Origin of the sequence: Sphingobacterium sp. DR205 (assembly GCF_011064245.1) — a bacterium.
GTDB lineage: Bacteria > Bacteroidota > Bacteroidia > Sphingobacteriales > Sphingobacteriaceae > Sphingobacterium > Sphingobacterium athyrii.
In genome coordinates, this window is the sequence record NZ_CP049333.1 from 5,568,510 (window position 1) to 5,587,959 (window position 19,450).

Annotated in this window: 12 protein-coding genes; 3 read left to right on the plus strand and 9 right to left on the minus strand. The window is 38.5% G+C overall.

The window, feature by feature from the left end; all coding sequences use genetic code 11:
- Position 1: 1 nt before the first annotated feature.
- The 3 genes from G6053_RS23860 to G6053_RS23870 are packed head-to-tail and all read right to left on the minus strand — an operon-like array spanning position 2 to position 6,142.
- A complete protein-coding gene (locus tag G6053_RS23860; protein WP_165308795.1) occupies positions 2–1,360 on the minus strand; it encodes a RagB/SusD family nutrient uptake outer membrane protein in 1,359 nt (452 codons plus the stop codon).
- A 10-nt stretch (positions 1,361–1,370) separates the two neighbouring features.
- Entirely contained in the window at positions 1,371–4,532 is a 3,162-nt protein-coding gene (locus tag G6053_RS23865; protein ID WP_165308796.1) for a SusC/RagA family TonB-linked outer membrane protein, read from the minus strand.
- 8 nt (positions 4,533–4,540) lie between these two features.
- Complete coding sequence (locus G6053_RS23870; RefSeq protein ID WP_165308797.1) at positions 4,541–6,142, minus strand: TlpA disulfide reductase family protein; 1,602 nt, start codon at positions 6,140–6,142, stop codon at positions 4,541–4,543.
- Between the two features lie 705 nt (positions 6,143–6,847).
- Between G6053_RS23870 and G6053_RS23875 the strand changes: the two genes are divergently transcribed.
- Both G6053_RS23875 and G6053_RS23880 read left to right on the plus strand, forming a co-directional pair.
- Entirely contained in the window at positions 6,848–7,231 is a 384-nt protein-coding gene (locus G6053_RS23875) for a hypothetical protein (RefSeq protein ID WP_165308798.1), read from the plus strand.
- Positions 7,232–7,275: 44 nt separating this feature from the next.
- Complete coding sequence (locus G6053_RS23880) at positions 7,276–8,520, plus strand: hypothetical protein (RefSeq protein WP_165308799.1); 1,245 nt, start codon at positions 7,276–7,278, stop codon at positions 8,518–8,520.
- A 176-nt stretch (positions 8,521–8,696) separates the two neighbouring features.
- On the opposite strand, the gene G6053_RS30985 is transcribed toward G6053_RS23880, so the two are convergent.
- The 6 genes from G6053_RS30985 to G6053_RS23910 form a co-directional block, all read right to left on the minus strand.
- Positions 8,697–9,152 (minus strand): transposase, encoded by a 456-nt coding sequence (locus tag G6053_RS30985; protein WP_277603187.1) that lies wholly within the window; start codon positions 9,150–9,152, stop codon positions 8,697–8,699.
- 37 nt (positions 9,153–9,189) lie between these two features.
- On the minus strand, positions 9,190–10,422 hold the full coding sequence (locus G6053_RS23890) for a hypothetical protein (protein WP_165308800.1): 1,233 nt from the start codon (positions 10,420–10,422) through the stop codon (positions 9,190–9,192).
- Between the two features lie 423 nt (positions 10,423–10,845).
- The gene (locus tag G6053_RS23895; protein WP_241254824.1) at positions 10,846–12,342 is read right to left on the minus strand and encodes a SusD/RagB family nutrient-binding outer membrane lipoprotein; all 1,497 of its coding nucleotides are present in this window, start codon (positions 12,340–12,342) and stop codon (positions 10,846–10,848) included.
- Positions 12,343–12,355: 13 nt separating this feature from the next.
- Complete coding sequence (locus tag G6053_RS23900) at positions 12,356–15,586, minus strand: SusC/RagA family TonB-linked outer membrane protein (RefSeq protein ID WP_165308801.1); 3,231 nt, start codon at positions 15,584–15,586, stop codon at positions 12,356–12,358.
- 646 nt (positions 15,587–16,232) lie between these two features.
- Positions 16,233–17,504 carry a serine--tRNA ligase gene (serS, locus tag G6053_RS23905; RefSeq protein WP_165308802.1) on the minus strand — a complete coding sequence of 424 codons (1,272 nt, stop codon included), beginning with the start codon at positions 17,502–17,504 and terminating at the stop codon, positions 16,233–16,235.
- 91 nt (positions 17,505–17,595) lie between these two features.
- Complete coding sequence (locus G6053_RS23910; protein ID WP_165308803.1) at positions 17,596–18,669, minus strand: class I fructose-bisphosphate aldolase; 1,074 nt, start codon at positions 18,667–18,669, stop codon at positions 17,596–17,598.
- Between the two features lie 92 nt (positions 18,670–18,761).
- Here G6053_RS23910 and rsmI point away from each other — a divergent pair, with 92 nt between their 5' ends.
- Complete coding sequence (gene rsmI / locus G6053_RS23915; RefSeq protein ID WP_104384296.1) at positions 18,762–19,427, plus strand: 16S rRNA (cytidine(1402)-2'-O)-methyltransferase; 666 nt, start codon at positions 18,762–18,764, stop codon at positions 19,425–19,427.
- Positions 19,428–19,450 lie beyond the last annotated feature (23 nt).

Below are 19,450 nucleotides of genomic sequence, written 5' to 3' on the forward strand. Positions count from 1 at the left end.
TCTATTGATTCTGCTCCAGCTTCCCTATCGAAACGATTTCATCGGGGATTTTAAATGTATATCTTATATCATTAGGTTCTAATGTATAGACCTTTCCCTTATATAGTCTAGTGATTTTTTTCTTGAACCGGTCATCAAGATTAAGCCTTCTAAGATCCATCCATCGAATACCGGCACGAAAAGCCAATTCTTTTTCCCGCTCTTCCAGCACAAACCGAAGCACAATATCCGGATCACTGGAATTATAAACGGTAAAGCTTTCCCTAACAATTCGTTTTTTGAGGAGCTCATTTATCCAATTTAATGCGATATCCAACTTGCCCAAACGAGCAGCGCACTCAGCTCCAATCAAATAAATCTCATCCCGAGCTATTCCACTGAATACTGCAGAAGCTACATTGCCATCATAACTCCCATAAAACCCTTTTCTGCCATCAACATTTTTTCTGTAAAATAAACTTCTTCTGAGATCATCCATAGCATATTTTTGATACAATACACTATCGACCATTGACCGCGAAGTGGAAGACATACCCGAAAAATCGCCTTTTGCTGCATGAAATATTACTTCTTTATTTAAAACCGGAAATTGAGTACTCGAAGCCAATGGATCGAGCAGATTATAATCAATCAGCTCGCCGTTGAATAGTAAACATGAGTCTGCGTATACGAATGCTTTGTCATAATTTTGAGTTACTAAATAAAAACGAGCCAATGCAGCCCATGCGGCTTCCCTCCCCGGTATTGTCCTGGCTTTCGTATGATCTGGCAACAGATTACCAGCCGTTATCAACAAACGCTCAATCTCCTGATAGCAGTCTTCGAGCGAAGGACGGACAGATTTTTCTTCAATATTAGCCGAGGGACGAATAGGAATGCCCAATTTCCCCAAATTATTCCCCCGTTCATAGGGTGGCGCATACAAAGCGGCAAGCTGCATTAGGGTAAAACCCTTTGAAAATGCTGCTATGCCCTTAGCCATCCTGCGATCCGATTCACTTCGATTGCCCAAATCCGCATGATCTACTCCTTGCAGCACGACATTCGTATCATAAATCCGCGCATAATTTTGGTTCCAGTTGTTTGCATGGCAGGGTTCTCCAATCCATAAGTATGCATATCTTCCAGTCTCATCCAACGCATCAATATCCTGTTCGGAGAGATAGAAAAAATCACTTGCATAATCGTATGAAAATGGATAGTTGGCATTCATCCGGGTTTCATTTTGAACTATAGCCAAATAGTCATCGACTGTTTTGACCAGTGCCAGTGAACTATCTGGTTTTATATCCAGAAAACCGCTGCATGAAGACAACCCTAACACGCCAACAAAGGTCAATAATATCATTATTCTATTCATGGTATTTGATTTAAAATTGAAAATTACATCCTAGTGTATATGAACGAGCAATCGGAGTATTATCAGCAAATAGTGGATCGAGTTCATTTTTACTCTTTTTCCAAACTATCCAATTCAGGTTATTGACAAAAAGTTGGATACGCATAGCCTTGATGTATTTAGACTTTACGGCTGATGAGTAAGCCAAACTGATGTCCTGAATTCTGATGTGATCCGCCGGTTCGATTGTCGCATCCGACAACCTATAAAAATTGTCCCTCGATGCCAGTGCCGGATATTGTAATGAAGGAATATTGGTATGAAGCTCGTCCCCCGGATTCTGCCATCGCTTTTCATAGTCAGCATGAGCCGCAGCTAAGCCAGTAGACAACATCTGTGCATACAGTATTGTATTTCGACGGTATACATAGCCAAATTTACCGCTCATATTTATTAGCATTTCCACGCCCTTATAGCTCCATGAATTTCTAAAATTAGTATAGTATCGAGGTACAACACTACCATGGTAGATCAGATCCTCTAATTTCACTTTGGTGGTACTGATCAAATTCGTATAGTTTTCACTTAGTTCCCCATCAAGAAACCCCTGTGGCGCCCCAGTATTGGGATTTAATCCCGCAAAGCGGTATGAGAACATGGAATTCATTGGATAGTCAATAGCTGGCGGCACAAAAAACTCACCAGCGGTCAATGAAGTTCTCGTCCGGTTGAGTATTAACATACGATTGCTATTGAAACTTCCCAATAGGTCAGCATTCCATTTCCAATTCCTATCTATGAGCAGCGCCCGTAGTGAGAAGTCTACTCCTTTTGTTGCTAAGGTTCCGCTATTTCGTGTAAAGGACGAGAATCCTGTTGTTCTATCTGCATCTTCATTTGCAATTAAATCGGTTGATTTCTTGTTATAGTAATCTATTGTCAACGAAATCCTATTTTTCAGAAAAACTGCATCTAAACCAATATTCCATTGTGCGACATCTTCCCAACGTAAATCAGGATTGGGCGCATTTCTCAGATTGGCATAAGGTAATCTCCCCAGTGCACTCAAAAATGAATTATAATCAATCGTAACTACGGCAGGTACAGCATTGTTTACATTTCCACTATGACCATACGATGTACGCAAGACCAGTTGATTCATCCACGGCACATGGAAGAAACTTTCTTGATTGACGATCCATTTCCCACCTATCGACCATAAAGGTTTCCAACGGTTATTGGTATTGACACCAAACAGATTTGACGCATCACGTCTTGCCGAAGCAGAAAGTGTATATCGCTTTTTGTAACTATATCCTCCATTGAAGAAAAATGAAACCATTCTATCCGCAGAGGAAGTGTACTGATCCAAAAAAGGAACCGACATATTGGAGAAAAGATTGCCGAAATTAGGAAAGAGTGTAACGTAATCTACCTGACTGGACAATTTGAGTTCATCGTTATACCCATATGATCTACCTAGATGTGAATTGTTATCAATCTTACGCCACTCTGCACCAAGCAATGACTGTATTTCATGTTTGTCTGACCAAGAATGGTTAAAATTTATCTGCATCCTGAATTGATGGCTGATGCTTTCGTCATTACGATAATCTAAAATTCCGCCCTTGGGCAAGTTATAAGCTACTGTCCCATTTTTGATCACGCTGAACCTATTAATTAGATCCCGGGTGTAAAATAAGTCTTCGGATTGATAATTTTTATTATCTTTCTGCTGTCTACCATATTGATATTTCAAGTCAAGTGAAAGCTCGTCCAGAAAACGGTATCTAGTCCCGATATCCATGATAATATTTCTACGCAATGTTTTATTATTACGCTGTTGGATTTCCTTCAAGGGATAGTAGCGCCAGTCCATCAATAATCCTTGACCAACAGTATCAATGTAGCTATACCGATAGGAATTGTCAACCGGTAAGGGCAGCCCATTATCATCAGCCAAGCGCGCATAAGGATATATGGAAGATAGCTCGCCAGGATTATTGATATTAGCTATTGCCTGGGAATATTGTAACCCCAGCTGTAATTCAATATGCTGAGATGGTTTCCACTGCTGGTTCGCCCGAATAGATAATCTATTCTGATCATTAGCTTTTAGTACATTCAGATCCTTATCCCATCCAAATGCGAGTCTATTATTCCATTTAGCCCCACCCATCTGCATCGTTATATAATGCTGTTGATTGATACCTTTCCGATACAGATAACGGTCATAATCGTTCCTTAAATCGCGTGACCGAAACTGATCTATCTGCGCCATCGCGTCAATCTCATTTACTTTGCCATTCCTCACCGCGTTCAATAGTTCCACGACTGGAGTGACTATGGGCCGCTTGGTATTATTGGAAAGATTTGCATTGAAGACTCCCTTTTCAAAAAGAAAAATTTCATTGTCTATAAATTCACCACTGCCGATTCTCGGGGAGTAGAAAAGATCCGGTTTCTCTAGGATGCCGATGTTTGAATTCCACTGCACAGTCAATGGCCGGTCCATTTTCCCCTTTTTGGTCGTTATGACCAGTACACCATTTCCAGCCCTTGCTCCCCATATAGCAGCGGCAGCAGCATCTTTTAATAGGGATACATTTTCAATATCATTCGGATTTATTGCTTCTATATCTCCTTCGAAAGGAAAGTTATCTACTATGATCAATGGCTTGGCAATTGTCGAAGTCATGGTACTGTAACCTCTTATCTGGAGATCTTTCATGTACCCCTTCCTTCGGTCAAATGTTACGCCTGCAGCTAGGCCATCCAAGCGTTCCAGTACACCGGCACCAATCTGTCTTTGATAATCTTTATGAGCTATCAGATCTACAGCACCCGTGGTCTGATATTTCGGGATCTTTTGATATCCTGTAGAGACCAATACCTCGTCCAACTCTTTGGTGACTGGATACAGCTGAATGATCCAATTATTATCCATCAGCATTGCGCTGCTGATTGTATCCGTTTTATAACCTAGTCGTCTAAATATATAACAAGATGCTAAATCGACATTTTCCAAACGTGCATGTCCCTTTTCATTGGTCATTGCTAGATATTTCCCATTACAGTTTAAGATAGATACACCTTCTAATACCGTATTTTTTTCCGCATCAAATAGCGTGATCTGTGTTGTTTGTCCTTTTCCTTTTGTTACTATTAGAAATAACCCGAATAGTAATATCATCAACCTATTCATTGAGCAATCTCCTTTCCGATTACATAAACATATCCATCTGAAGTGAGCTTTAATGGTTTATTTGTGCTCTTGAAACTGTTTGAGGTTAACACAATCACATCCAGTTCCCGTTGTTCTAAGTTTAACTTAAGTCCCTGATTGGCAAATTCTACCTGTAGTTCTCCGAGGTCATCCAATTTATCCGGTAACCTCAAATCCAATTTACCCTGAAAGTCGGTCTCATCGATCATAAACGGAAAGTTGACCTCCAAGGATTGGTTAAAAGCATATAGTATATCCTTCATGCTATAGTTGCTCATAAAGCTCTTTGACCGCTTATCTTTCGATTTGACACGTTGTCTAAATCTCCCCTCACCAGTGCCATCTCCATCCGATAGTCCATTTCGTACCAATCGTGAGTAGGTTAACCCAGATTTATTGATAGGGAGAAGCTTATGATTCGATACAGTTAGGACAATACAAGGAATTGCTCTCTTCTGATAGGAAGCTATCATTCCTGACAGGAGACTTAAATCGATCTTCATTTTGTCAAAAATAGTTGAGTCTGGTGCCAGCATTGGCGAAACAGACTCGTAAGTTACTCTCGAATATTTCCCATTGGTATCAAAAACCGACAAAAATTCCTCACTTTGTGGATCAGCTTCGATAATACGTCGTGAAGGAATGGAAGCAATATTTTGCTTACGAGGAGATTGATGGTGGATTAAGTAAGCAAAAAGACGTTTTAAACCCCAGTTAGGGAAGACCATATGCTTGATCTGGCGTAAAGAATCTACCTTTTTCTTTACTGTTACGGGAAGCGTAGAATCATACGGAAGTATAGCACTATAATAAATATCTTTTGCTTCGCCCGTTATGCTGTTTAATAAAGGGCCATCTATTGTGCTTTTTCTCGGCAGAATCGGATTGGCGTTATTATCTGCTATCATCATAGCAAGTCTGTCTGCTGTCAGCTCATCAGGGGTGGTCAGAGCCCTTACTTTTCCCTTTTTGTCGATAACGACATTGAAAGGGATCGTACTCCTTCCAAAGTATTTGGCCAGTATTGTATCGTTAACCACGGAATAGAAGGATTTATCAAGATTATTTTCTTTGAGATATTCACTCCTATCAATAAACTTTTGAATTGAAGCAGCATCTTGATGACTTATAGAAAGTATCTTAAGCTCATTTCCAAAATCTTTTCCCAGCTTAGATAAGCTTGGAAATGCGGCTATACAGGAGGTACAATATGTAGCCCAAAAGTCCAAAATAATTAATTCACTATTCTTATAATCACGGAGCGTCATCTGTTTTGCTCCAGCGGGATGCCCTACGACATCAAGCTTCAGATCCCAAAGGACCTGTGGGATTGTATCCCCTATCTTAAGATGCTTAATGGAAAGCCCATCGGCCCCGCTGTCCTTGCGGGGCGTCTGAGCCGATAAACTAAACATAGAAACTAAAAGATATAAGATTACTAAAATTGTAATCTGTATGATTGGAACGCTCATCGTATTATCTAAAAAAGCAATAGATCGCTTCCATCTTGTTTGTTTTGAACTGGGATGCCTTTTCGCAATAGGCAGTTCTTTCCCAGCCTTATAAAAATTGTTCATTTTTAAGGTTCTAAAAATGGTCATAATTCACCCTTTTCCTAAGCTAATGCCTAAGATCAGGTAGTTAAAATAACTCGTAAAATTTTTCCGATATAGTCGTCTAAAAATTGGTTAACACAGCAGTTGATATGGATACACTGACACTGTTTCGGATGTGGTCGTCTTGACCTGTTACTCCAGATAAGCTAAGGGGGAGGTCCTATAAAAATTCCATGTTCATTGATGTTCATAACTCTCTTTTTTAAGTTTATAAAAAAGCTTGAGCGATGAATCTTAGTTGGTTTTGAACTATCTCAAAAAAAGAGATGGGACTTACCTATGAATTCTACAGACGGCCCTAGGAAGCCAAAAAGCGAATCAAGAGTAAGCCCATCCCTCCTTTGTACCTACAAAGGTAGAGATATGGCCTTTAACTCCCGATCTTGCGCTTTTGAAAATTTCCTAGGTTTTCTGTAACAAGATTCAGCGTTAAAAGCTATTCAAAATATTAATATACAATACTATAAAATAAATATACAATACAAATATAAGCAATTACAACTACAAATATGCAAATTTTATCGGATTAAATTCTTTCACTCCATACGCCATTTGAATGTATAATCGCGCATGGTGAAAATTAGTAATTTGTCGTTGTATATCACTAATAGAGTAATCTATCGATTATACGTATTAGGAATATTGCAATCGAAGTTTTCTTTAATTTTGGAAAAGAGAGACACTTATGTCAACAATGTTAAAAATGAGAACATGGATGCCGTTTTTAATCCAATTGATTTCCCTTCAATAGCTTCTGCCCTTAACTGGGAAGTTCATGATCTTCTACCTCCAGATAATTCCCCCTATAGTGACGGCACACTAGTTGACAAGGTAGTTTTTAGTTTAATTAATCCATCAGACGCTGAAGAAGTAATCGTAGGAATGAAAGAGATTGGCTACTTCAACAAGAAAAAGTCATTGAAAGATATTTTTGAGTATCTCTATTTGACAGAGGATATGATTGAAAAACGCCAAGTCGTAAGTGATGTTTTGGAAAAATTGACTTCGAATAGCGTTTTAAAGCTTCAAAATGGAAATTACATAGCATAATTTAAATTTTTCTTACTTTTGGATCGAGTAAATTGGCCACACCAATGGAAGAGAAAGAAGATAACCAAATTATATCAACTACAGAACACCTTAGCAGGCAAAAAGTCTCAAGAATTGATTTCGAAATTCTTGTCCGTTTCTATGAGATCTGCAAAAAGAAAAAAATATCTGAACGGGAAGTTTCATTTTTAATGGGGAAGGTAAACAAATACTTTTCCAAAATTCTCAACCCATTTTTTAAGGAGCACATCAAGACGGAATATCTAGATATTCTACCCGCAATTGCGTCAACCGGTATCCGAAAAATTATACCGAATAATCTAGCCCCTAAAGAAACCATCGATATCCATGGAATTCATGACTATTATAAGGACAACTTTACAGAGTTAGATTATTATAAATTTACTGTTACGTATAAAGATGGTACAACCAAAAATTACCGTTGGAAAATAGAGGTTAAAAAAGGTGGGCGTTCTAAAGTTAATCATGAACTATTAGAGATTCTAAAAATACTAGTCTCACGCGGTTATTTTAATAAACCCAAATTCGCGCTTACAATATATCTTCTGATCAAGAAAAACTATAAAAGTGCATTCACCCCTTTAGAGTTACAAATTGCGCTGGCGAAATTGACGAATAAAAGCACTAACCCTGAATTTGCATTGGAAGAAGGCGTTGACAATATGAGGATAACATATAAAAAAATCCTGACTGAAACCGAAAAGTTTTTGGAGCATTGCCAAGACAATAGTATCTGGATTTCAAAATACGTCCCAATAAATTCTTCCGAAGATCAGTTTTTCATTTGGTATGAAGATACAGACGAAAATGACAAGCTGCTAACCACTAATGATGGAAAAGTGCTCCTCTCCTCTTCAATAGATGGTTTACTGAAGAATAGTAACAATACTTTTAATACACCTGTTAATTTAGCAGCATGGTTGTCCCGTATAGGAGACTTACCTCCTATCGAATCGATTACTTATTCACCTGGGGAAATTATCGATGGATTTGCAGAAGAACCAATTTCTGTGTCTACACTCGCTGATTTTGTAAACTTTTTCAATGTTGTTGGTGATCTAGGTTGCCAAGATAAAAGATTCGAAGTTCTTCTCGAATTTCGGGAAGCTGGAGAATTAACGAAAGTATGGGATCATTATTACAACAAGCATTTTTTCAAAACGAAAAAACGCAAGGAATTATCGTTTGATAAGGCGAAATTTATTGTTGATTTTAGGGAGTTGGTGGGGAGGTTTGAAAGTACATTAGGGATCAAGGAAAGAAATTGAATTCTAAGAGCAAAGGCTCTTAATCTGTGGAGCCTGAGTTCGAGCCTTAGCGGGTCACCTTAAAAAAGCCGTTTTACAAATGTAGGAAGTTTTTTTTTGTGTGTTTAGAGTGCCTTTAAAGCTGTTTTCATTTTTGTCATACCGAGAAGTTATAAAATCTATTAATTAGTCGAGCCTTAAAAAGCCAAATTTGATTTGATTATGCAATTTATTATATAATTATTGAATTGGATAATCAGATTTTGCAGAATCACAAAAAAGGATTTTTTCCATTTATTCATCATCCTTTTGAAATTAAATCCCGCAGCAGCAAGCATAATATTGATATTGTCTCCAAATATCCCTTTATAAAAGTTTCTTCCCAATCTATGGTCAGTTTTTAAATGTCCGATCACAGGTTCTATTGCCGCTCTTCTGCGATGAGCCTTTTTGAGCTTTTTCTGTTGGTACCTGGTCTGTTTTTTATCATTGAACGGCTTGGGGATTTGTACCTTAGTAGGACCGATCTGTGCATTCCCCCGGTAACCGCGGTCAACACTGCTGGGAATTCGATCTAGAACTACCCCACCAGTTCGCAGCGGATCTCGCCGACGATCTTGAAATTGCCTGATGGCTTTAAAAGGTTGACTCACGGTACTAGTCCCACAATCATCACAAATAAAGATAAACTTATGGAGTAATTAAAACATTAAATTTTTTTGTTCCCCTACCACAAGGACCATCTCCAACAATGCTAATGGGAATATAGTCACCATTTATGGGATCATTAAATTGAAAATTTGGTGATACAGAAACAGCAATTTCCTCAGAATATTCACTACCACTAAAAGTAACCCACTGAGAACCAATATGCCACCTCAAATTTTTAAATGATGGATTAATCAAAGCATAGGAGTACAATCTGTTTTTCCAACCTTTTTTTAACATTGAGTCACCATAAATTTCTGCAAAATTTTGATTGCCAGAGCATGCATCAAATTTATGAGTTACAGAAGCTCCACAACCTGGAAAAGATGCTGTAATACTACCCATTGTAGGTAAATTATCTTTTTTCCTTATTTTAACTGTCCCTCCGTAATTTGCGCCGACAATTTCAATATTACCTGAAGCTGTCCAAGTCATATTTTCATTAAGAGTAAACCCCTCATATTTTACTGCAACATCGTAAGTCAAACCATTGTTTATAGAATCTGGCACAACTAGTTCCATAAGGTCAGTTTCTTCAATAATGATAGGCTTTAATACCAAACTTTGATAATCTTTTTCTCCAGCAGGTTGCTTAGAAGCTGTATATATTTTCAAATAACTGTAGCAAGAGTCTGGCCTAAAATTAATAACTATAGGTGCGTGATTATATTTATAATTATTAGAAGTAAAAATAATATTATTTCCTGTCAGCACTAACGGGTTAGCGGAATCTGAACAACCTTGCAAAACTGTCAAGTTATTGGAAACTTGTATTTGAAAATTTGGTGAAATAACAGAGCCATCACTACCGTCTGCAGATGTAGTTATTTTATAACTTTTCCCTTTTTGAAAAGGAAATTTAATCGCAATCCCACTACCATGACCATTGGAGTTCTCAACATATGCATTAAGACGAATTTGCTCCTTGGGTCCAACTTCTCTATTCCACTTATAAATAGATCCATGAGTACGATATACTTCATGATTATTTATAATAAGTGGGTTTTGATTTTCAAAAATACATCCATTCGGTCCAAATGGCTCGAAAGAAAATTTGTAAGTTTTCGTCGGATATGAGGTAATTAGAGCGGAATTCGCAACCATCTTTGAAGACCTGATAACATTATTGATATTTGGGTCATCTAAAATTTTAGCTGTTTCTTTACTACAAGACGCTAATATTAGGAATGATAGGAAATAAAAAAATAATTTCATAAAACAATATTAAAAAAATAAAATCTTTCAATTAGAATGAAATCTCATCTATTAAAATTTGGGTGTTCGCTAAGGCTAATACGTTGATATGCTCTTTCTTACCCGCACCAAAGCCTAGACCCAGCAACGCTATAAACGTTAAATATCTTTTCACTTGGTAATATAATTATCAGACAATATAAGTAATAAAGTTATTATATTTTCTTACTTAAGAGAAAATTACACAAAGGTGTAGGTACTGGTAAGGATCAGCATCGGTAGATTTACAGAACACTTCCGGCTTATTGGTAAGTTAGGACTATAAAAACAATATAAAAAAGTATAAAAATAAGAGCATGTTCGGATTGCCCTAATATATAAAAATCAAAGAGCGGCAATTTCTTTCGAAATTGCCGCTCTTAAAGTATATAATATAATAGCCGATTATTTTACATCCCACCATACTGGTGTATAGATAACAATGTTACCTGGATAATTGCTATTTGTTGTAGCCTCACTATTTGCATAAGGCATACGTAATGGCATTCTACCTTCTCCTAAAGTGGAAGCAATAGAAGTTGTGAAGAATGTTGGATAACCAGTTCTTCTCCACTCAGTCCATGATTCAAAGCCTTGGAAACCACACATTGCATAATATTTCTGTGTGATAATAGCTTTCACTTTCGCTTCAGCATCACCTTCAAATTTGGCATCTGGGGCTTCCTTGATATATTTAACTACATCATTAGCATTACCAGTAGCTGTAAAACTAGCCGTGATACCCGATTCAAATAATGCTTTCGCATCACCTGTACCCCATCCTTTTACCACAGCTTCAGCTTGCAAGAATTTACTCTCAGCAGCGGAGAACAATTTCACTGGTGCTGTTGCTGATGTAGGATCTACCGCACGGCCACCGACAAGTGGAGATGGTGATGATACTAGCTTAGTGGAAATCTCCTTGTTATTATATTCACCTTGATAAATATAAGCAATGGTATCTTGAAGCTTATTTTCTTTTGTTATAGGATCTACATAGTCTACCCGTTGGTATAGCGAGAATCGTCTTGGATCGTTATTGCGAACAAAAGCCTTAACAACAGTCGCACTCGCTACCACATTCTGAGTTTTACCCAATCCCACCATCTCATTATAAAATGGATTTTCGTTACCACCAGTTGTTGTGTAAGTTATTGAAGCATCTTGATCTAAGAAGACAGCATTTTTTGCATAAAGAGCTTTGATACCAGCAGCAGCTTTGTTTGCATCAACATTTGAAATACGTAAATATGCTCTCAATTTTAATGTATTTGCAAAGGCCTTCCATTTATCCAAATCACCATTGAAGATCATGTCTTGGCTTGAAACGGGTACGGCCTGCTTTGTCGCTAATAATGCCAATCCTTTATCTACATAATTGAAAATAGAATCATAAACCGCCTTTTGTGCTTCGTACTTCGGATTTAAGTTTCCATTAGCTTTTAAAGATTCAGACAAAGGAATATCGCCAAATGCATCCGTTGCTACCTGAAACGTATAAGCTTTTAATAAATAAGCTATACCTTTATAGTTGTCACTCGCAGCCTCATTTGAATTAATAATTAATTCAGCGTTATTCAACGCACTACGATACAAAATCAACCATGGCCTGTCCATCGCAGTATTCAATATTTGATACTTGTCGATTGACTGATATTGAGATGAGGTAGGATTTTGCGTCCAATATTGTCCCCAGATATTACCATATACCTGGAAGCTGTTACCTACTGCTTGGCTAATTGCCGCCTCGACTGTCGGCAGCAGTAAACTTGGAGTAGCTGTTTCCGGATTGTTTGGATTTTCATTTACATCCAAAAATTTATTACATCCAGTTAAGCCAATTGTGCCAATTAAAGCTAAACCTAAAAGCTTCTTAACATTTTTAAAATTTATAGTTTTCATACTTTATCTGCTCTTAAAATGAAACTTTGACATTGATACCGTAGTTACGTAAGGAAGGCTGAGCTGTAAAGTCAAAACCCTGTGCATTACCGGCACCTGATGAATTCACCTCTGGATCAGCATACTTATTCTCGCTTGGTGTCCAGATAAATAGATTATTTCCAAATACGCCTATAGAAGCTGCTCCAAATGGTGTGTTTTTCAACATGTCTTTGGAGAACTTATAAGTAAAAGTAAGGTTACGCAATTTAACATATGTCGCGTCAACTACGTTTACACCTGCCTCCATCGAAGGATAGTAATCTATCTTATCATAGGTCGCAGTCGTATTAACAACGGAATTCCCTGCAGCATCTAGATAAACTGAATTCGGGAAAATTTGACCGATACGATCGCCTCCTGATTCAGCTGAGGTCCCAACAAATCCCATGATGCCTTTTGTTCTAGAATAGAACACACCACCTTGTTTGGTATCGAACAAGGCGCTCATCGACCAGTTTTTATAACTCAAACTTGTACCTAAAGAAGCTTGGAAATCTGGATTATAAGTACCTAAATACTCTGGCTTAGAAGAAGCTATTGGCAATCCTGTTTTCTGATCCACAATCGTACGACCTTGCGCATCGGTAGCATTTGTAACTCCATAAAACTCACCATATGGACGTCCCACTGCAGCAACGATACTCATTCCAGAGAACCCACCAACAGAAACCTGTTGTACGCCGTCCATCAATTCAACAACTTTACTGTTGTTTTTTGTAAATGTTCCAAACAATTCCCATGTCAAGTTTTCTGTTTTCACAGGAGTACCTCTTAATGTCAATTCCACACCACTATTTTGAACTTTACCCGCATTTACCAAATTAAGCCCATATCCTGTTGAAAGTGGAATAGGAATACTTAAAATTTGATTTTTTGAATTGTTTTTGTAGTAGGTAAAATCAGCAGAAAGTCGGTTGCTAAAGAAGCCCAATTCAGTACCGACCTCAAATGAAGTCGTGATTTCAGGTTTCAAGTTTAAATTCCCAATAGTATTACCAGACATTAACGCAGATACGTTGCCAAACGGAAAGTTCGTTGATCCAAAACTTCCTGAAATTACGCTTCTGGAGAAGGTTGAAATCAATTGGTATGGATCTGTATCCGAACCTACTTGTGCCCAGTTTGCACGAATTTTTGCATAACTAAACTTGCTCTTCAATTCTGGAGAGAACAATTCCGATGCAACAAATGATCCGCTTACACTTGGATAAAAGAATGAATTATTTTTCCTAGGCAAAGTAGATGACCAATCGTTACGTGCGGTAGCTTGCAAATAAGCTATGTTTTTATATGAAACGTTCAAATCACCGTAAACTCCCACTAAACGACGGTTTGTCCAAGTATCTTCGATCAGATCCAATGGGCCGTTGGAGTTCGCTAGGTTATACCATCCCGGAACAACAAGTCCACCGCTCGAGTTTGTTGCTGTACTATTGGAAGTCGTCTTACGTTGACGAATGTTATTTCCGATCATGAATGAAGCATCCCAATCGTCGTTGAATTTATGGGTAGCAGTTGCCATAAAGTCGTGAACAATTTCATTCACATTAAATTGGTCAATACGGTATTGACCTGGATCAGTTTGGATATTAGTCGAAGCGTAATTACCTGTGGTGTTATCTGCTGGTAAATAGCTATATTTAGGGGATTCCGAACGTCTGCGATCACTGTAATTATCCAAGCCAATACGCTCTTGAAAAGTCAACCACTCTGTTGGTTTATAATTCACATTGAAGTTCCCCATAATACGGTTCACATCGTTGAAATTATTATAGTTTTCCAACACCCAGTATGGATTCATGGTATAAGCACCATAATACCCATAAACATCATTATGAGCGACACCATTTTCATCCGTATAACCATAACCGTTATAAGGATTAGATAAATCTTTCAAACCAACAACATCGATATCTCTCGGTGTTTGCAATAAGTTATTGTAAACAGAACCACCACCTTGTCCACCACCAACATTGTTACTATTGATTCGGCTATAATTTACAGCGATACCAGCGCTAAATTTATTGGAAAATTCTGTTGTCCCATTGAATCTAACCCCATATTTATTGTAGTTATCTTTTTTACCTGGATATACACCATTCGAATTCAAAGCGTTTAATCCTAAATAAAAGGTCGATTTATCCGAACCGCCAGAAAAGCTTAAGTTGTTGTCAGAAGCAATACCAAGATCAAAGAAGTCGCGTACGTTGTCCTTCACAGCAGAATACGCTTTTTTCTGACGAACACCGTTTACAGCTTGTCCCCATTCTTGAATTTCACCAGTAAATGGAGCACCCCATGACCAGTTTTCTTTTGGATCATTTGAGTAAATGAGATCCCCCGCTTTATTATAACCTGATGAACCTTGTCCATATTGATTTTGAAATTCAGGTAATTTCAAAATAGATGATAGTGTATTCGTAGAGCTAAAAGTGATTTCGTTTTTCGAGCCTTTTTTACCACTTTTTGTTGTGATGATCAACGCACCATTGGAAGCTCTTGATCCATACAATGCAGCCGCTGCAGGACCTTTTAATACTGTTACTGAAGCAATATCATCTGGATTAATATCATTACCACGGTTACCAAAATCAACACTCGCTAAATCGCTAGCTCCACCCATTTTGCTTGTATTATCGATAGGTGTACCATCAACAACAATCAAAGCTTGGTTGTTACCTGAAATAGATGAACCTCCACGCAATACTACGCGAGAAGAGCTACCCGGTGAATTTGATGTGGATGTAATGTTCACCCCCGCAACCTTACCTGCTAACGAGTTAATTGCACTGGAATTGCGACCTTCGGTCAGTTCATCACTCTTGATTGTTGGCGCTGAATATCCTAAAGAGCGTTTTTCCCTCTTAATCGCATTTGCAGTCACAACGACCTCTTCCAGTGCATTATCCTGTCCTGACAAAGATACATTGAACACAGTGCTGTTGTTGTTAACAATAATGGTTTTATCGTCAAAACCAACTGAACGGAAGACAACAACTTTGCCTGCCGGTACATTCAAAGAATAATTACCATCAGCATCTGTCTGTGTCGCTTGATTAGTTCCTTGTACAACCACTGTCACCCCCGGTATTGCTTTACCATCAGCAGATGTAACACGACCACTAATCTTCTTTTCTTGTGCGAATGCAACCGAAGTCAAAATCATTCCGCCAACAAGAAAACTTAGTAATGTTTGTTTCATGTTTTAGTTAGTTAATTTTATTATTTTTCTAATCCTATATATTGATATAAACTATATCCGTTAACATAACTGTCTAAACAGACATTGTTTAGACAATAAACACCAATACGCAAAATAGCGTATAGCCATTCATGGGATAACAGTTGAAAATATTATTGGGAAAGCGAGCTCTAGGTAGATGTAGAGTCAGTCCTTAGATAAATATCCAGCTGTAAATTTGCTCTTTTCAGCATTTACAGTATATAATAGTTAGTGCGATTTTTATTAGTGGTTTCAAATATAGAAAGCCTAAGTTGCTTTTACAAGTTTTTTAACATTCACTCGTAAAAACAAAAAATACCGCAACAAAGGCAGCAGTATTTTACAAATTCAAATGCGAGATTCATTTTAGAATAAAAACAATGCAAACATACTAGAAACAGAATTTTATACGGAATCAATTATATTTAACAAAACATTAACAATGTATTAAGAAATTATTAACACAAATATTTTCATATTTTTTGCAGGCAAAAAAAAGACAATTTATAACGATTCTAAAGTTGTTTTAAATCGAGTTATTTCAAAAAAGAGACTCTACCTGCTTAGGTAGAGTCTCTTACTATCACAAATCCCAATTTAGAAATTTGTTATTTAATTCGTTCGTTTAATCGATATATTCGAATTTGGTATAAGGTACCAAAACTGATGGTATCCGGATACCTTTGTCCGTTTGATTATTCTCCAAAATCGCAGCGACAATACGTGGCAGCGCTAAGGCTGAACCATTTAATGTATGGGCCAATTGCATTTTTCCATCTGAATTTTTAAAACGTACTTTCAATCGGTTGGCTTGATAGGTTTCAAAATTGGAAACAGAAGATACTTCCAACCAACGTTTTTGCGCAGAACTATACACCTCCATGTCATAGGTCAACGCAGAAGTGAAGCTCATATCGCCTCCACATAAACGCAATACGCGATAAGGCAGTTCCAATTGTTGAAGCAAGCCTTGTACATACAGGCTCATTTCCTCCAACACCGCATACGATTTTTCCGGATGAACAATTTGCACAGTCTCTACTTTATCAAACTGGTGCAGACGGTTCAAACCGCGCACATGGGCACCATAGGAACCTGCCTCGCGGCGGAAGCATGGTGTATAAGCACAATGTTTAATCGGAAACTGTGCCTCCTTGACAATCACATCTCTGTAAATATTGGTTACCGGCACCTCTGCAGTAGGGATCAAATATAGATTATCATTGTTGACATAATACATCTGTCCTTCCTTGTCGGGCAACTGCCCAGTAGCAAAAGCGGATTCCTCGTTAACCAAAATGGGCACCTGTACCTCTTCATACCCTTGCTCAGCTGCCTGATCCAAAAAGAAATTGATCAATGCGCGCTGCAATTTTGCGCCTTTGCCTTTATAAATCGGAAATCCTGCTCCGGCAACTTTTACGCCGAGCTCCAGATCCACAATATCATATTTGTTTAACAATTCCCAATGTGGTAACGCATCTTCTGTTAAAGCGGGAATCTCCCCGTTGGTTAAAACTACCTCATTGTCATCAGCACTTACACCTGCAGGAACGGATTGATGCGGTAAATTAGGCAATTGTACAATCTTATCATTCAACTCGATTTCGATCGCTCCTAATTTATCCAACAGTTGCTTCACCTGCTCTTTATATCCGGACGACTGGGATTTAACGGCTTCAGCTTCTTCTTTTTTTCCTTGGCGCATCAGATCTCCAATCTGTTTTGCTGCCGCATTAGCTTCGCCCGAAAGTGCGTCCGATTCCGCTTGGATCTTACGGCGGTCTTCATCCAAACTGATGATTTCGTCGACCAATCCAATTTCCTTGAAATGCTTGACAGCCAATCTTTCGATAACCGTATCCCTGTTTTCACGGATATAATTTAATTGCAACATAATATAAATGTGTTATTTAAAAAATAGTGAACAAAGATAGTGAAAATTGCCGCTTTTTGGCAATAATTACAGTGATTATCCACCACACATCTTATACTATCGTAACTTCTTTACATAAATAGACATCCTGGATCGCATGGAGCAATTCCACACCTTCCTGCATCGGCTTTTGGAAAGCCTTCCGGCCCGATATCAAACCTGTCCCGCCGGCTCTCTTATTGATCACAGCTGTTTTTACAGCCTCCTGTATATCATTCTGCCCGGACGCCCCGCCCGAATTGATCAGTCCTGCCCTACCGGCGAAGCAATTGAGCACCTGGTAGCGGCAAAGATCAATCGGATGATCCGATGATAACTGCGTATACATCCGTTCATCTAATTTACCGTAGCTACTCTTCCCCATATTAAGGGCTTTAAAACCACCGTTCAGCTCGGGAAGCTTTTGTTTAATGATATCCGCTTTGATCGTCACACCAAGATGGTTGGCCTGACCGGTCAAATCCGCTGCCAGATGATAGTCCTTGTCTCCTGTTTTAAATGCTGAATTTCGCAAATAGCACCATAATACAGTAGCCATACCAAGTGAATGTGCTTCCTCAAAGGCCTTTGCGACTTCGATGATCTGACGGTCAGATTCCTCCGAACCGAAATAAATAGTCGCTCCAACGGCTACTGCTCCCATATTCCAGGCTTCGCGTATCGTTCCGTACAGGATTTGATCAGCACGGTTGGGATAGGTCAACAATTCGTTATGATTGATTTTGACCAAGAAAGGAATTTTGTGCGCATATTTCCGCGATACCGCGCCCAATACGCCAAAAGTCGAGGCTACAGCATTACAATTCCCTTCCAACGCCAATTTCACGATATTCTCCGGATCAAAATAGTGGGGATTAGGGGCAAAAGAGGCTCCGGCACTGTGTTCTATCCCCTGATCTACCGGCAATATGGACAGATACCCGGTATTGGCTAACCGACCAGTTCCAAAAAGCTGCCCTAAACTGCGTAAAACCTGTGGTGTGCGGTCACTGCTACCATATACCTGATCGATAAATGCCTCCCCGGGAAGATGGAGCATCATTTTAGAAACCGCAGGTTTGTCAAACGCTAATAGATAATCTGCTTCTGCAGCAAGATGTGCTTGTATTTTTTCAATGTATTGCATAATTTATACGTGCATTTGTATTAGAAAATAACTCCAAAACAGGCAGAATGTTTTAGCACATATTATATAGTAAAAAAAACTTAACTTTGACCATGTTATATTTAGTTCCAACACCTATTGGCAATCTGGAGGACATGACCTTTCGTGCAGTCAATATTCTGAAAGAAGTAGACATCATCTTAGCAGAGGATACAAGGACAAGTGCTCCCCTTTTAAAGCATTTTGGGATAGATAAAAAGGTCTTTGCGCACCATCAGCATAACGAACATAAAGCGGTTTCTGAAATCATCAAATTTCTGAAAGAAGGGCAAAACATCGCTCTTATTTCAGATGCTGGAACACCAGCGATCTCCGATCCCGGTTTTTTATTGGTCCGGGCGGCTATCAAAGAGGGACTAGAGGTACAATGCCTACCCGGTGCCACCGCTTTTGTTCCGGCACTGGTCAATTCAGGCCTGCCTAATGACCGCTTCTGCTTTGAAGGTTTTCTTCCTGTGAAAAAGGGACGCCAAACGCGATTAAAGGCTTTGGCGGAAGAAAAAAGAACAATGATTTTCTATGAATCACCACACCGTATCCTCAAGACTATAGAAGAGTTTATTACTGTTTTCGGAGCAGAAAGGCAAGCCTCTATCTCCAGGGAATTAAGTAAGCTGTACGAGGAAAATGTCCGCGGAACATTAACTGATTTAAAATTACACTTTGAAAACAATCCAATTAAAGGAGAATTTGTATTTTGTGTAGGTGGATTGGAATAAATTTTGACAATCTTTGATTACTA